Annotated in this window: 10 protein-coding genes and 1 tRNA gene; 2 read left to right on the top strand and 9 right to left on the bottom strand. The window is 37.8% G+C overall.

The window, feature by feature from the left end; all coding sequences use genetic code 11:
• Position 1: 1 nt before the first annotated feature.
• The 3 genes from NPX98_RS02900 to NPX98_RS02890 all read right to left on the bottom strand — a co-directional run bounded on the left by NPX98_RS02900 (position 2) and on the right by NPX98_RS02890 (position 4,784).
• Positions 2 to 952, bottom strand: coding sequence for an FAD-dependent oxidoreductase (locus NPX98_RS02900; protein ID WP_269022548.1), 951 nt, complete (start codon positions 950 to 952; stop codon positions 2 to 4).
• Entirely contained in the window at positions 949 to 2,784 is a 1,836-nt protein-coding gene (gene thiC, locus NPX98_RS02895) for a phosphomethylpyrimidine synthase ThiC (RefSeq protein WP_269022546.1), read from the bottom strand. Before thiC ends, NPX98_RS02900 begins: the two co-directional genes overlap by 4 nt.
• Positions 2,785 to 3,563: 779 nt before the next feature.
• Complete coding sequence (locus tag NPX98_RS02890) at positions 3,564 to 4,784, bottom strand: porin (protein ID WP_269022545.1); 1,221 nt, start codon at positions 4,782 to 4,784, stop codon at positions 3,564 to 3,566.
• Positions 4,785 to 5,135: 351 nt separating this feature from the next.
• Between NPX98_RS02890 and NPX98_RS02885 the strand changes: the two genes are divergently transcribed.
• Positions 5,136 to 5,226: transfer RNA gene (locus NPX98_RS02885), tRNA-Ser, on the top strand.
• 1,666 nt (positions 5,227 to 6,892) lie between these two features.
• Here the strand turns inward: NPX98_RS02885 and NPX98_RS02880 are convergent.
• The 5 genes from NPX98_RS02880 to NPX98_RS02860 all read right to left on the bottom strand — a co-directional run bounded on the left by NPX98_RS02880 (position 6,893) and on the right by NPX98_RS02860 (position 13,161).
• Entirely contained in the window at positions 6,893 to 7,705 is an 813-nt protein-coding gene (locus NPX98_RS02880; RefSeq protein WP_269022544.1) for a heme ABC transporter ATP-binding protein, read from the bottom strand.
• Positions 7,702 to 8,787, bottom strand: a complete 1,086-nt coding sequence (locus NPX98_RS02875) for a FecCD family ABC transporter permease (protein WP_269022543.1) — start codon at positions 8,785 to 8,787, stop codon at positions 7,702 to 7,704. Before NPX98_RS02875 ends, NPX98_RS02880 begins: the two co-directional genes overlap by 4 nt.
• Positions 8,777 to 9,694, bottom strand: coding sequence for a heme/hemin ABC transporter substrate-binding protein (locus NPX98_RS02870; protein WP_269022542.1), 918 nt, complete (start codon positions 9,692 to 9,694; stop codon positions 8,777 to 8,779). Before NPX98_RS02870 ends, NPX98_RS02875 begins: the two co-directional genes overlap by 11 nt.
• Before the next feature lie 15 nt (positions 9,695 to 9,709).
• Positions 9,710 to 10,753, bottom strand: a complete 1,044-nt coding sequence (locus NPX98_RS02865) for a ChuX/HutX family heme-like substrate-binding protein (protein ID WP_269022541.1) — start codon at positions 10,751 to 10,753, stop codon at positions 9,710 to 9,712.
• 188 nt (positions 10,754 to 10,941) lie between these two features.
• On the bottom strand, positions 10,942 to 13,161 hold the full coding sequence (locus tag NPX98_RS02860; protein ID WP_269022540.1) for a TonB-dependent hemoglobin/transferrin/lactoferrin family receptor: 2,220 nt from the start codon (positions 13,159 to 13,161) through the stop codon (positions 10,942 to 10,944).
• A gap of 235 nt (positions 13,162 to 13,396) precedes the next feature.
• Between NPX98_RS02860 and NPX98_RS02855 the strand changes: the two genes are divergently transcribed.
• Complete coding sequence (locus NPX98_RS02855; protein ID WP_269022539.1) at positions 13,397 to 14,122, top strand: energy transducer TonB family protein; 726 nt, start codon at positions 13,397 to 13,399, stop codon at positions 14,120 to 14,122.
• A 181-nt stretch (positions 14,123 to 14,303) separates the two neighbouring features.
• On the opposite strand, the gene NPX98_RS02850 is transcribed toward NPX98_RS02855, so the two are convergent.
• On the bottom strand, positions 14,304 to 16,418 hold the full coding sequence (locus NPX98_RS02850) for a lytic transglycosylase domain-containing protein (protein WP_269022537.1): 2,115 nt from the start codon (positions 16,416 to 16,418) through the stop codon (positions 14,304 to 14,306).
• Positions 16,419 to 16,591 lie beyond the last annotated feature (173 nt).

Here is a 16,591-nt window from a genome sequence, read left to right as displayed (position 1 = left end):
TTTATTCCAACGCCAATTTTACTGCTTGTTTTGCCATTTCGGGAGACAATAAAAAACCATGTCTATAAAAGCCATTAATGGAGATATAATTACCGTGTTTGTGAACATAGGGTAAATTATCAGGGTAGCATGGACGTATACCGACGCCGGATTCGATAATTTCTGCTTCTGCAAAGGCAGGATGCAAAGTATAGGCTGCATTAAGCAATTCCATCATCGATCTTGCTGAGATTGCACCACTGAAATCACTTTCGATCATTGTTGCTCCAATCATAAAAATATTATCTTGTCGGGGTACGATATAAAGTGGAATGCGCGGATGGAGAAGGCGAATAGGACGGGAAATTTTAATATCTCTACTCCGCACCAGCAGCATTTCACCACGTACTCCTCGTATATTTTTGTCTTTTCCTAAACGCGCTATTCCTGTTGCATCGATAATAATATTAAATTTTTTTTCAGATACCCCTACATCAACAAAATATGCTCCATTCTTTATAAGAATTTCTTTTAAAGTAATAAGCACTTTGCGAGAATCAAGATGTGCTTCAGTTTCATAAAAAAGCGCATGATTAAAGCGTTCTGCAAGGTCTGGTTCCAGATGAGCTATTTCTGTTCCATCTATGGTTTTGTGATTGTTTGTGCGCGTTGAGAACCGTTCAAGCTCCGCTATATCCCGCGTAGGCGCAACAACTAAAGTGCCTTTTTGCTTTACCATTTGTGGGAGCGTGGTGCGCCACCATTGTATAGCTTGTACACCAAGATTTTCAACTATTTGTTCAGAGCTTTCCCTCTCACAGTAAGGCGCTAGCATACCTCCAGCGTACCAGCTTGCAGATCCTATAGGAGAATGGGGAGGAGCAGATAAAGTAACAGCAGCGCCTTGTTGTTGTAACATAAAGGCAACTGTTAAGCCGCCTACACCTGCGCCTTTAACAAGAATGTTTTTCAACCGTTTACGATTTCCTTTTGAGCGGTAATAGGTTCCACATAGAGATCACCGTCTTTTTGATATTTTTCAGCCATAGCAACCATACCTTCATTTTGTACTTTTTTTGTTACAGCGGCATCACGAATATCGTGGGAAATACGCATTGAACAGAACTTTGGACCGCACATAGAGCAGAAATGCACTAGTTTATGGGCTTCTTTAGGCATTGTCTCATCATGAAAGGCGCAAGCTGTATCTGGATCAAGAGAAAGGTTAAATTGATCATGCCATCGGAAATCAAACCGTGCACGTGAAAGAGCATTGTCACGCAATTGTGCACCGGGCAATCCTTTGGCAAGATCAGCAGCGTGGGCAGCAATTTTATAAGTGATAACACCAGTTTTTACATCATTTTTGTCTGGCAGCCCCAAATGTTCTTTAGGTGTTACATAACAAAGCATGGCAGTGCCAAACCAACCAATCATAGCAGCACCAATTGCTGAGGTAATATGGTCATATCCGGGTGCAACATCTGTTGTAAGAGGGCCTAAAGTATAAAATGGTGCTTCGTGACAGAGTTCTAATTGCTGATCCATATTTTCTTTAATTTTATGCATGGGTACATGACCAGGCCCTTCAATCATAACCTGTACATCTTTTTCCCACGCAACTTTTGTTAATTCTCCCAAAGTTTTTAATTCGGCAAATTGTGCTTCATCATTTGCATCAGCAATAGAACCAGGGCGCAATCCATCACCTAATGAAAGAGATACATCATACATGCGTGCAATGTTGCAAATTTCATCAAAATGTTCATAAAGGAAGTTTTCTTTATGGTGATGTAAACACCATTTGGCCATAATGGAACCACCTCGTGAAACAATGCCTGTTACGCGATCGATTGTTAGAGGAATAAAAGGTAATCTCAGCCCTGCATGAATAGTAAAATAATCAACACCTTGTTCTGCTTGCTCAATGAGTGTATCGCGGAAAATATCCCATGTTAAGTTTTCAGCAATACCATGCACTTTTTCGAGTGCTTGATAAATCGGAACAGTTCCAATGGGAACAGGGGAATTGCGAATAATCCACTCACGAATATTATGAATATTACGTCCTGTTGAAAGATCCATCACTGTATCTGCTCCCCAGCGAATGGCCCAAACCATTTTTTCGACTTCTTCTGCCATAGATGAAGTGACCGCTGAGTTTCCGATATTGGCATTAATTTTAACACGAAAGTTGCGCCCAATAATCATGGGTTCGCATTCTGGATGATTGATATTTTGAGGAATAATGGCTCGTCCACAGGCAATTTCATTACGAACAAATTCTGCAGTATAAATTTCTGGTATTGATGCACCAAATGCTTCACCAGATACTGTTTTTTGTTGATTTTTTTCTGTCAGCCCCTCATTTTCACGGATAGCAACATATTCCATTTCTGCGGTAATAATGCCTGCGCGTGCATAAGCCATTTGTGTTACTGCTTTTCCATTTTTTGCACGTAAAATAGGCCGTTTTTGCTCAAAGGCAGGTGTCAGTTTTTTTTCGCTGGTAAAACCATTGTCTTCAGGTTTGACTAATCGAGCAGGATAAGATTCAGTATCCGCTCTTTCGGATAACCAAGGTGTACTAATTGCAGGTAATCCTTTTGTGATGTCAATAGTCACATTTTGATCGGAATAGGGGCCTGAAGTGTCATAGACAGTTAAAGGTTTTTCTCCGCTGTTATCTGTCAATGAAATTTCGCGTAACGGCACACGCACATCAAGAAAAAGAGAACTCTGTTGATAAATTTTACGTGATGCGGGAAATGGAGCACAACTGACTGATGGAGTGTTTTTCTGCACGAACGTTTTCCTTAAAAATTCACACTCAAAAACGCCTGACAAGGTTAAAAAGGATGTTCTCAACTAATAAATTTTGTGAACTTTAATAAGAGTGCATGCAATACCATAAATACATACCTTATTAATGCTCAGCAAACCACACATTGAGAAAATCAAGGATAAAGTATTTTAGTAATGTTTTCTGTACATCCCCCAACCCCGATTAGAGCATCTTATTTATGTCGTTATGATTAGTCTAAATGTTCGTATTGTCAATTGTAAAGATATATTCTTTATGATTTTTGAGTCATTTTTTCGGAGTGAAAGCAAAAATTATCATCGGCAACTAACTACAATATTAAAGTTTCTTCCAAAAGGGATAACATAAGGAAAAAATATTTTATGATGCGTTTATGTGTTACAATGTACGATAGAGAGGGAGGATTTTTATAATCAGAACTGTATTCAAACACAGTACTTTAAAAATGCAATAGTGATTGAGATATTAAGAATAACCCAGGATATACTAACTTCAAAACGTGTATTGTAAAAATTGTTAAGAAATAGCGGGAAAGTGGCTTCAAAGCTTCAGGAAGTTGCATTGTTATTATGCCCTAAACATTTACCTTTCATAGGTTTAAAAGTTTCTAAAGCGACAAAAAATCCGATCATTCATTTTTAGCAGAACACTAAGATGGATTCAAAACTGTGAAATATCTTGCTGATCATTACAGATATTTTTAAAAAACAAAAAACTGGCAACTTAAAGCTGCCAGCTTTTAAAATGAAATTCTAAAAGATTAGAATGAACGCTGTATGCGAAGCATAGCTTGCCAAGCATTCTTTCCATTCAAAGCATATTTGTAATTTTTGCTAGCAGCATCATTCCTGGACACACGATCATCGTTCCAAGAAATATAAGTTAGCTCAGGTGTTATAACGAGACCTGGAAGTAATGTGTATGAAACATTCACAGAAGTTGCGAAAGTTTTTACAGCGCTATAAGAGAACTGAGCATTAAGATTTGCTTTTTGAGTAACTTTATAAGTTGCACCAGCCCAAGCAGCCCATTTCCCGCCCCAGTTTGCATAGAGTGTAGTGTTTTGGAGCGACAATACACCTGATGTACTTTCTGTGTAGTAGTCAGAACCATTTTTATAACCACCTATTGCCCAGAGGTTGAAATGATCAGTTACATTGTAATCTAAGCGCACTTTTCCTGCCCATTTTTGGTAGTAAGACTCATAGGAAGCAATTGTTGAAACTCCACCCCAGTCTTGGATAAATTTCATCCCTAAAAGGATATTTGGTATATAGCCTTCTATCTGTTTATTTGGAAATACTTGTTTATCTGGAAGATTATCTTTGGTAATTTCGATAATTTTCCCATCGTTTTCAGTAAAATACCGTCCATTTTTTATATCACCTGAAATATTCCCTAGCTCAGCTCCAATAATAGCAGAAAAACCAGTATCACTGTTGAATGTATAGGCAACAAAGTTGGTACGAGTATTCCCTGTTGGATTGATGATGCCATCGTTTATAACGTTACCATAATCGCCAGTCCAACTGTCAAAAATTGTACTATCAAGACCTATACGAAACCCACCAAGTTCAATATAAGCAGAACCAAGCTGTCCACTGGCTCCGTTTTTTCCATTGCTCCATTGTGAGTGGATCCGTGCATATGAACGAAGCGTTCCTAATTCGGTTTCAGAAGCAGATTGGAAAACAAGTGTTAAACGTGAAGCTGCATCATAAGTTTTATTCCCCTCAGTCAACTCACCATCAGTTTGTGCATCGATGTTATCACCAACTGAAAAATCAGCCCGGACGTTACCTGATAAGCGTATGCATGTGTCTGTTCCGGGGATATAGAAGTATCCTTTACCATACGCATCACAGGCACGAACATATTTCACAGATTCTGATTCTGGTGTAAGCATCACATCTGCCGCTTGTGTCCAAGAGATTCCTGTAAAAGCTAAGGCAGAACACAAAAGAAGGGTTTTGATTTTCATAATTTACCTCTAGTTGTAGTTTAATGTTTATTGTAGCCTAATATTTTGTGAGAATGAAAATACGATATTACTGTGTTAAATTTGATTACTATATTGAACTTATAAGGTAACTGAATGAAATGAAATTCAAGTGCTTAACACTTACTAACTCAATCATACTGATTTTTACTAGATATAAAATATGAAAAAACTTCATTTTTATATACTATTTTAGATCAATGTGGTAAAAAAGACACAAAATGATTTATAATATTGATCTATTGATTTTTTTCTTAGAGAAAAATTAAGATTTTTAGAAAAAAATCGAAAATGTCTTGAACTTTTTGTTGATACCGTTTATTCACCTCTCTTGGAGAGGTGGCCGAGTGGTCGAAGGCGCTCCCCTGCTAAGGGAGTAGGGCTCAAAAGGTTCTCGAGAGTTCGAATCTCTTCCTCTCCGCCAGACATCAATGAGATTAATGACTTATACGAGAGTTAAGGGATTATGTTCCTTTGCTTGATTGTGCTGTTGTATACTCTGAAAGTATCGATGCAACAGCAAATCAAAAGAGCTTTAGTTTAACGTAACGAAAAACGAAAGCAAGCATATCAATACTTTATTGAACGTGAAGAGCGAGGGAAGCAACCAGCCACTGTTCGTGTTGATTCTTTAAAACCTGAGATGATGCTTGCTATCTTACACACATCAAGGATGAGATAGCGCAAAGATAGCATTATTGTGGAATTAGAGCAAAAGTAAAAACGTTGGGTAGTTTAAAAACGCTGTGATGGATTATTTGGCCTAACCGATGCAGAAAAATACCGGAAATGCTGTCCAAAGGATCTAACACATTATTTGCGGTGCAATTATTGAATTTATTGATTTCTCTAGCTCACCTTTGTTGCCCTATCAGAATAAAATCAGAAAAGGGCTGATGGATTTGTATTTTCACTGTGTAATGACAGAACGGAGCAGAAAAAGTGATCTCATCAGCTGATATCATAGCTCAGTGGCTAGCATGTTTAAGAGAGAAATTTCACGGAAAAGCATAATGAAGAGAGTTGATATTAAGAACATGGATTTTAATTTTTTATATGATTTATGAACAAAGCTGTCTCCATTTTCTAATCATGAAAGCATATGAAGATGAGTGGTACAATATTAAAAAGACAAAAATTTATTAAGGATGCACAGAAAGGATTTTATGTATTTCGAATCAGAATTAACGAGGGCTTACGTAGATGCCTTGATCTACAAGATTTAATGACTATATCTCAAAACGCATTCCAAAATTTTTGAAAGGCTATGTCAGTTTTGACAGATTTTAGAGATCTAGTATTTTTCAAGAGTTTGGATCTGTTGTTGAAAGCTTGTAACAAAAGTTTCATCCATCAGGGTGGAGAAGCAGTCTGTTTATTTGATGTCCATATAAGTAAGATGATTGAGATTATAATTGCACCAATCACTATTGTTATTGTTGGATATGTTTTTATAAATTTTATCATAAAAGTGGCTATAAGATTTAAGGAAGGTATAATAAGCAATTCTTTTCCATATAGGAGGCATATGAACAAGCATATGATTGCTAGCACGAGCGTTAATAATGCAATCATTCTTATTAAGTGTTTGCACCGCTTATACCATATCATTGGAAGAAAAAGTATGGATATTGCGGTCATGAATATTATAAGAATTAGTATCAGTGTTTCCATTTTTTTTCTTCATTTATTTATCAATCACTTTAGCGCATCGTTTAATTGATTCCTCTAGATTCTATCAATTCGTATTTTTATCTACATGAATACAAGGTTTGCGCTAAGCAGTAAAAAGCGGGGAATCTTTGTTACTTAACTAGGATAAAAGCATAAAGTGCTAATGGATTATGTCGCTTTCATCGTGCAACGATAGGGCGGAACAGAAAAAGTAATCATGTCAGCTCAAAAAAATCAGGGACTGGATGTTTAACGAAGAGAGAAATTCCACGGAAAAGCATAATGAAAAAAATGGATACTGAGAAATATGGGTTCTAATTTTTTACGTGATTTATGGATAAAACTGTCTTAATTTTTTAATTATGAAAAAACATTGCTTCAATTTTATCAAATAGATTTCAAAAAAACGCACTATGTTACTGGTGAGATATTGTTTGCGGTAATATAAAAGGAACATCTGTTTTTGGCACTTCAGAAACGGTTAGGGGGCAATGATAAACGTCACGTAGATTTTGCGTTGTCAAAACAGAGGAGGTGTCTCCTTCACAGTAAATTCTCCCCTGTTGAAGCAATATCATTTTATCAGCATAATAGGCAGCAAGATTAAGATCATGTAAAACAGCAAGAACGCCACCACCACGAAGGGCAAAGTCTTGAGCTATATCCATGACAATGAACTGATATTGAATATCAAGATTAGCAGTAGGCTCATCTAATATAAGCCAACGAGGAATTCCGTTGTGAACAGGCTCCCATACTTGGCAAAGTACTCGGGCGAGTTGTACTCTTGCTTGTTCACCACCCGATAATTGATGATAATATCGGTTCCCATAGCTCGCTAAGCCAACCCGTTCTAACGCCTTTTGGGGAAGATCGTGTATTTGAGAAAGATTTTGTACTTGTGCTTTTGTTACATTAAGTTTGTTTACAGAAAGACCAAGCCTTACCACTTCTTGAACCAAGAATGGAAATGCTAACGTTGTTGATTGTGGTAAAACTGCACGCATCAGCGCCATTTGAGAAGCTTTTGTCTGAATAATATCATGACCATTTAATGTCATTTTTCCACTGTAGGGAAGTTCTCCACTGAGCGCTTTGATAAAAGTACTTTTTCCAGATCCATTTGGACCAATTATAACTGTGAGAGCACCACTATTAATGCGTAGATTAATGTGATTGATAATAGATGCCTTCCCTCGTTGAACGCAGATATCTGTTGCTTCAATCATGAAAAGTTTGTTCCTCGTCGGTTTATAAGAATCCAAAGGAAAAATGGCGAACCAAAGAGTGCAGTAACAATGCCTATTGGCAATTCTGCAGGTGCAACAATAAAGCGGGCAAATGTATCGGCAAAAATAAGCAATGCTGCACCTAGAAGAGCAGAGCAAGGAATGAGATAGCGGTGATCAGATCCCATAAGAAGACGCAAAATATGTGGGACAACAATGCCAATAAAACCAATACCACCGCTGATAGCAACTGCTCCACCGCACATGAGTGCAACAAGGAGAATAACAATATTTTTAATTCTTTGAATATGAAAACCAATATGGCTGGCAACAGCTTCCCCAAGAGTAAGCGCATTCAATGCGTGTGATAAAAAGGGAGCAAAAAGAAGACCAATCCAAACAAAAGGTAAAATGAGCCAAACTTTTAACCATGTTGCACCAGCAAGAGAACCAAGATTCCAGAAAGTAATATCACGCAACTGTTGGTCATTGGCGATAAAAATTAAAATACCGACAATAGCTCCACTTAAAGCACTAATGGCAATACCTGCAAGAAGCATTGTTGCAATAGAAGTACAACTATGATGCGTTGCGATTGTATAGAGAATAATTGTTGTTAAAAGCCCGCCCCAAAAAGCACCTATCATAACTTTATAAGATTCTAGAAAAGGTGCAAGAAAAGCAGGAAAAGTAAAGCCGATAACAATTGCTAAGATAGCACCAAGACTTGCACCCGTTGACACGCCTACGATTCCAGGATCGGCAAGAGGATTACGGAAAAGTCCTTGCATAAGAACGCCAGAAACAGCTAAAGCTGCACCAATCAGTAATCCTAAGATAACACGAGGTAGCCGTATGTCGATAAATACAAGATAATCACGGGTTTTACTGCTTACCGCAAAATCTTGCGTAAGAAGTATATGAATGAGCTTAACGAGAGAAACATTAGATGCACCACTCAGTAACCCAAAAATTACACTGAAGATAAAAAATACAACTAAACTACATAATACAATTTTTTTTCGACAGGTATGCTTGTCTTTTACATGAGATGTATGAACTATAGAAATATTATCTGTCATCTTTCTCAACGTTTACAGTTTCATCTGTGTAATAAAGCATACGAATCATATCTTTTGCAGCATCTGCAGTACGGGGACCAAACCCTAAAAGATACATGATATCCACTTGTTTAATAGCATGATTTTTCGCTGCAGCTGTTGCTTTGATTGCTGGTACAGCTAAAAGTTGATCCATTTTTTCTGAATTTCCGCGATAGTCCATAAGCAAAATAACGTCGGGATTTGCGTTTAGCAGCGCCTCATTATTTAAAAGCTTGTAACCTTTAAAGTTAGAGATCGCATTGATACCACCTGCAAGTTCTATCATACCGTTGGCGGCTGTTCCTATTCCAGATGCCATGACGCGTCCATTTTGTATTGACATAACAAAAAGAACACTTTTTGGCTTAGTTACCTTTGCTAAAAGAGCATCATTATCTATAAAACTCTGATTTACTTTTTCAATCAATACGGCTGCTTGTTCTTCTCGGCCAAGAGCCTTACCGACAAAACGAATTTTTTCTATAACATTTTCACGAGAAAAATCTTCTGGAACAAACACCATAGGTATTGACGTTTTTCTAAGGATATCAACGGTTGAATGAGGGCCGCTTCCTTCAATAAGCAATATACACTCTGGAGAAAGAGATAAAACACCTTCTGGCGAAAGAGCACGCATATACCCCAGAACAGGAAGTTTGAGCGCTTCCTGCGGATACATACTTGTACTGTCTCGGGCAATAAGCTGATCTTGGGCTCCTAATGCATAGACAATTTCTGTGAGAGCTCCCCCAATAGAAACAATACGCGCATTTTTAGAAAAACAAGTCGTCTGTTCAGCGATCGCTTGTTGAAAACAACAAGTGCAGAAGAGCAGTGCACAGATAAGGGAAAAGCTGGATAGTCTATGCAAAAGAGATGCAAACATATCTAGCCTATCCTTTTAAGCAACGGCTGTTTCTTGGTATAAAGGTAAATTATCTAATAAAGAGCGCCAGTCTTCTCTTTCTCTTTCGTTCTTCTGTTGCATGCTAAAGAACTGAATAACCATTTCACCATTTCTATCAAAAGCTTCCAATGCACTGATATAATTATCATGGGTAGGCTTACGAACACGTTGTACTTTGTCGATTTCTGAAACGAGTAAATGCAGGTGGAATTTTTGATTAAGAATATTGATCCAAGGCCCCATTGACTTAACGCTTTCTACTTTCCCAGCAAATTTTTGAATACAACCTTTATTACCAACAATACACGTAATTGGTATGTCTTGTTGTAAAACTTTATTCAGCATAACATCAACAGATTCTCTTTGCAATTCATCAGTAAATTCATTTGCAATATGCTTTGCAACATCATGTTGCCTCACTTTGAATTCAGAGAAAATTGCACGCAATTGAGACATATTAGATGTTTTCTGCAAACGATCCCGGAGTTCTCTAAAGTCTACTTCCATTGCATCATTCTGGATTGGGGCAAGGGAAGGTAAAACATCTAGAACAGATGATTGATCATCATTAAGCAATTTTTCAACAAGGATATTCCATTCATTCATATTCGTTGCATCTTGGGAGAAAATTTTAAAGATGGCAACACCATGCTGATCAAAAAATTGCAGACTTTTCATAGATTTTCCCAAAACAGTCATTTCGTATTCAAAACCAAATTTCCATTGCTTTGGGAAAATACGTAAATCAATTTCACCAAGTGTCAGAGGAACATGCTGATCATAAATAATATTCTCAAAATGTCCCGTTTTCTCATGAACAGCACCCTCATTACGTGTCAACGCCATAACTTCTCCCACTTTAGGAGCATTTTCAAGAAGAGCGGTAACATTAGCTTGTAATCTTTTTGCTTTTCCTATTGAGCAATAGGCAGCAATAAATTCTGCTTCAGATATACCAATTGAAGCAGCAAAATCCCGATTGCGCATTTCTTTTTTTTCTTCACGCAAACGAAGAATCATTTCAGCTGAGTAAGACACGGGGTTTCCTTATGTTATTTTCCAAATTGTATAATCTTACAGTAATCGGCTGAATCATTGTTTATAATCATTCCACCGATTACTAAACAAACCCCCGCTACAAATAAAAGAGGTCTAAAATCAATACTGGATAGTTCATCTTTTTATCAATACACCTCTTTCAACTTGGTGAATGCCTACAAAAATGGTCAGAATTTTTTCATAAGCGATATCTTGAAGTTACGACCAGGCTGGCTGAAATAATCCTTATACTGTGGTGATGCACCACGAGGAGCGGATGAAGGAAGATCGACCGCATTCCAATATTTCTGATTGAAAATGTTATAAACACCAGCCCTGATAACAAGACCGTTTTCACCAAGAGGCTTCCACCAGCTTAACACATCCACTACAGCGTAGCCTGGAGCTTTTGCATAATCGGATTTTTTGCCTACATTTTCACGCTTGGCAGCTAAATTCAATACGACATCTGCTCCCCAAGTTGCCTTTGCATACCCCAATCCAATAATTGTTTTAAACGCTGGAATTGAGTTGAGATATTCATCTTTATCAAGATCTTTTCCGTGTGCGTAAGCAAGGGATAAATGACCATGCAAACCATTACTGAGCTTCAAATGCGTTTTTGCTTCAATGCCGGAAATACGTACATTTTGACGGTTTATATAATGCTGACGCGAGAACCGAAATTCTCTTGATGATCCTTTATCTATGGTGTCAATGAAGTTTTTATACTGATTTATAAAAGCACTGACAGAACCACCGAAATTTGCATTTCCATATTTTACACCGAAATCATATCCGTTACTGGTTTCCGGTTTAAGATTAGGATTCCCAGCTGCATAATAATTAGTAGGATTGACGTAAATGAGATAAAGTTCTGAGACGCTCGGCGCACGGAAGGCCTGTGCCCATTGCGCATAAAGAACAACTTGATTACGCATATTCCATTCCATACGTAACTTAGGAGAAAAACGTGAAGCACTATTTTCTAGAGATTGTCCTTTCTCAGAACCTACTATCTTGTCGTAATAAAATTTTTTATAAGAAGGTGTATCTTGAGGTATATGCGCATACCAATCATAGCGGATGCCGGGCGTAATACGAAAACGATTATTTGAAAAACCAATTTCATCTTCGAAAGCTAAGCCAAAACCACGGCTATTCGTGTCTGGCGCATCAGATCGATTTGTGTGTAAAAAAGCACATCCCGCCATATTCTCTTTCAAATTCAGATAACAATTATCTTTACCAGTTGCATATTGATGGAATTGAGATGCAAAAATATGGGTAGCGAACTTTAATGAATGGCTTATATTATCTTTATTAACTTTCTTAAGACCACTAATATTTAAGCCATAATTCTGATCCTTGAGAATATTATCCCTAGAATAATCTCCTAGTGGAGCTTTCACACGGTATGCATTCGTAATGTTATTCTTCGATTGCTTTTGCCAGTAAATTTGCCAGTGTAATGCATCAACAACAGCATCCCCATTTCCATCATAATTGTACGAAAGAGACAAACGTTCACGGCGTTTATTATTCTTATCATAAACAGAACCCGGAAGATAATAGGATGTAGAAGCATTTAACGTATGCATATCTTTATCATAATTAAAGCGTTCTGCTGTAAAACTGAGTTTGTGATTGTCATCAAAATACTGGTTAATTTTAAAAAGCAAATTATCTTGATTAAAGTTAAGAGGGTTTGCACGCGTACGCGCATTTCCATATCCCTCTATAGTTCCCATATTTTCACGTTGGTTACCTACCGCACGAGATCCTTGGAAAAGCAGAAAAGTTTGATTAGTACGTACTGCAAGAGCTTGATCTATACGCAAATTGTTATCAACGGAGCTGTAACTGCCCTTTACGAAACCGCCCCATTTTTTCCCTTCAGGAATCAGATCCTCAGGATTAAGGGTACGCAAAGCAACAACGCCACCCAATGCACCAGAGCCGTAAAGACTTGAATCTGATCCCTGTACGACATCAAATGTGGAAAGTGCATTAAGGTCAAACATCGAACTGCCACCTTTAATGCCACGTACCCCGTCGTTAGTCCAAGGAAGATGAATGCCATCTATCGTTGCTAAAACACGATTGGCATCTAGACCACGAATGACAAAACTATCATTATTCGAATTGTAAGCTACCGATGGGTTAAGACGACTAATATCGCGAATGTCATCTATTTGTTTTTTGTTTAGATCTTGAGCGGTTTTACGATCGGTTAAAACCGTTACCTTATCCAAAACGCTTGCTTTTTTTCCTTCAATTACGATCGGTTTAAGTTCAGTAATGGCACTTTTAGTATGCCCCTGTGCAAAAACAAATGAGGGAATACAAATTGGTAACACACTTAAAGCTACACAGCTTTTATAGATATTCTTGCGTTTTATTCGCATAACACATCATAACCTTTTCTTAAACACCTCCCGCACGGTGTAAAATTCCATAAATAAAAACGCTTAACTTGCTGATTTATAAATCAGCAAGCTGAGCGGTAATGATTTTATGTCAATACGTGGGCAACATATTAAACATGATAAAAACAGTCAAGAAAAAAGTTGAATCTAAAAATAGCCTGTTTTAATAGAACTAAACACCAAATTGAGCTTAGAATATGGTAAAATAGAAATTATGAATTGTACGAATATTGAGCGGTTAGCAACTTTGTGGATAGGTGCATTTGTTGGCGCTTTCTCTTTACATATCGCGTTGGGGGCACTCTTTTATTTTCAGAATGCTGGTGTAAGTGGTGGTACGCTTGCACCGGTGGTTATGTTAACTTTTGCGGAAGAAATTATACATCCCAATGTTGATACAACTTTAGAAGAACAGCAACTAGAGGAGTCGCAACCCGAGGTGCTAGAACTAGAGGAGTCAAAACTGGAGGAATTGGAATCAGAGGAGCCGGAACTAGAAAAGCTACAGCCAGAAGAGTCTCATATTGTAGAAAAAAATGATTTTATAGCACCAAAACCTTTGAAAAAATCTCTTCCACCAAAAATCTTACCGAAGCCCGTCGCTAAGCAGTATAAGGAAAAAATTGCGCGTTCATCTGCTGTTAGAAGTGTAGAAAATAATGCGTTATTAGCGCAGTGGGTGGCAAAGGTGCAGGAGCAATTAGAAAGACAAAAAAATTATGTTGTGGATCAGCGTACCAGTAATGTAAAAGGAACAGTGCAGTTAGAATTCAGAGTGCATGAACAAGGCAATATTTTTGCTGGCCGAATTGCGCTTTCTTCTGGTGATCCAGAGCTTGATCGGTTAGCTATGGAAGTGCTACAACGTGTTGGTGTTTTTCCTCCACCTCCACTTTCCATGGTTAACAAAACGATTAGAGTCTCCTTGATATTTAGTTGATTTTTGTGTGTTGTTGACAAAAAAGGTTCGGTTAAAGTTTTTTGATGTTTTTTCGAAGTAAGCAGATTTTATCTATGCAGGATTTTTTAAGATTTAGTTTTCACATTTTTGATTTTATATTGTTATAATCTATGGTTTGTGAAAGCTAAGATAAAAAAGTGCTTTTTAATGCATTGGATTCTTATTGTTTTGGGTGTCCTAAAACAAGGTCAGCTTTAATATCTGTTATTCCAATGAGACGAGCTTTGTAAACGCCATAATTTTCCATGACACGCATCACGTAGTTACGGGTTTCTGTATAGGGGATGCGTTCAATCCAATCGATGACTTTTTCAAGAGATTGTCCTCTAGGATCTCCATAGCGTTCTATCCATTCGTTGACACGACGAGGGCCTGCATTATAACCGATAAAAGCCAAGATATAAGATCCGTTAAAGCGTTCTAATTGTTCATTTAGAAAATGAGCACCTAGCATAGCGTTATAACTTGCGTCATTTCTGAATTTTTGCTGTGACCATGCGATTGAATGTTTATTTGCGAGTTTTTTTGCTGTCGTAGGCAGTAATTGTAAAATTCCTTGCGCGCCTGCTTTTGATGTGGCTGTAGGATTAAATTCACTTTCTTGGCGTGCAATGGCATACACGAGTGCTTTTCCTGTTGCCGAAAGATTGGCAGATATTGGAATAGCACCGATAGGGTGAGAAAGTGCACCAACTTTTTTGCCTTGAAAAACAGCTGTTTTACCGATTTTTAGGCTCGTATAATAATCACTATTTTTTTCTGCCATAACAGCTAGAAGAGCTAATTCGCCAGGGCTGTCTATTTTTTTTCCAAGTTCTCTGTAAAGAATTTTAGCAAAATGAGCGTAGCCGATAGCTTCAAGCCGTTGAATCGCTTGAACAGTTTTTCGTGTGCTGAAACGTTGTCGTTCGACAGTTGTTGGTTTTGGAAAAAGAACTTCGAGTTTTTTCTGGTTAAGCCGTGAAGCTGCTAATTGACCATAATAAGTTGCGTTAAAATGGGCGGCACGATGGAAATAATGCTGAGCATTTTTGTGTTCACCTAAGGTTTCTGCTGCTCGTCCTATCCAATAATAGCCGCGGGATAATGAAAGGGGTGCTGAAGCGAGTTGAGGAATACGCGAAAAATGACGCATTGCTAATTTAGGTTCATGAAGAAATCGTAGTGCATACCAGCCTGCATGGAATTCGGCATCAATTGCTAATGAGGGTGTGATACTGATGTGGTTTGCAGCGAGTTGATAAGCGATTTTAGGTTTATTAAGATCGAGCATTTCGCGAGAAAGAGCACGTCGTTCTATCCACCATGCATCAGGATTAATAAGACTTTTTGCATCTTGTGGTGCTTTCATTATGAGTTTTACTGCGGCACTGTATTGCTCTGTTCGCCGAAGATAGCGAATTTGAGCAAACAGTAAAAGAGGATCATTCTTCCATGATTTATGGACAGCTTGTAATTTTTGTGCAGATTTAGGATCATTTCGTTCAACTGCTGCAAAAGCATCAAAAAGGGATTGAGCACGAGCGAGTGAAGCAATGCGTCTGGCTGAGTCGATACGAAGCGCATAAAGCATAGTCTTCATGCGTTTCAGATGATCGATAGACTCTAATGCAGAACCTGCATTTTTAAGAATAAGCTCTTCTTCTTTTTCGTTGAGCTTCGCTTTATGCCACCACGGTGCAATAATTTGGCGTGCACGGGTGATTTGTCCGGTTGTAATAAGTGCTTGAGCCAGTGCAGCCATACCTTGTGCTGTGCGAGGGGAATGATGAGCAAATTTTTGAATGATCGCTTTTGCAGAAGTGGTTTCATTAACAAAAGAACGCTCAGCGTTGTGTTGCATGATGGTTCTGCCGGGCCAGCCTTTTAATTCGTTGATTGCATTCGATATTTCAGAACTTGGTATGTTGGTTTGGTTTGATGTGCTGATTGCCCATGTTAAAATATGGCGATCAAGGCTATGTTTTGCCATTGAATTACGAATAGCTATCGTTTTTATAATATTCTTGTTTGAAAGAGCATTTAGGCCGTCTTTAAGTTGCTTGAGTGAAATAGCATTGCTGATAGTGGTTTCACTAGATGGTATAGTGTAAACAGGCTCAAATGAATTTTTTGTTTTTTCTGTCGTTGCAAAGATGCGCGGGCGAGCCGAGGGAATCGGAGCTTTTTCAGGTAAAAAGATTGGTTGTGCAAATGCACTTGGGAATAAAATTGCTTTTATGAATGGCAGCGCAGTAAAGATTGTGACAAAAAAATAAACAGAAAATGCGCGCATTAGAACAAAAACCTTGAGATTTTGCTGTTTTTTGTGAAATTTTTAAATGCACTCTAAAATAGAATGATGAAAGACACGTTAACGTATTATGGATGCTTCCAGAAAATACTTAGAGTTGAAAAAGGTACATACAAGTACACATACACATATTGTAAAGATCTTTATGAAATTCT

This window comes from Bartonella sp. A05, assembly GCF_026930145.1.
GTDB lineage: Bacteria > Pseudomonadota > Alphaproteobacteria > Rhizobiales > Rhizobiaceae > Bartonella.
The sequence above is the reverse complement of the archived record's forward strand: the minus strand, read 5'-3'. Positions and strand labels throughout refer to the sequence as shown.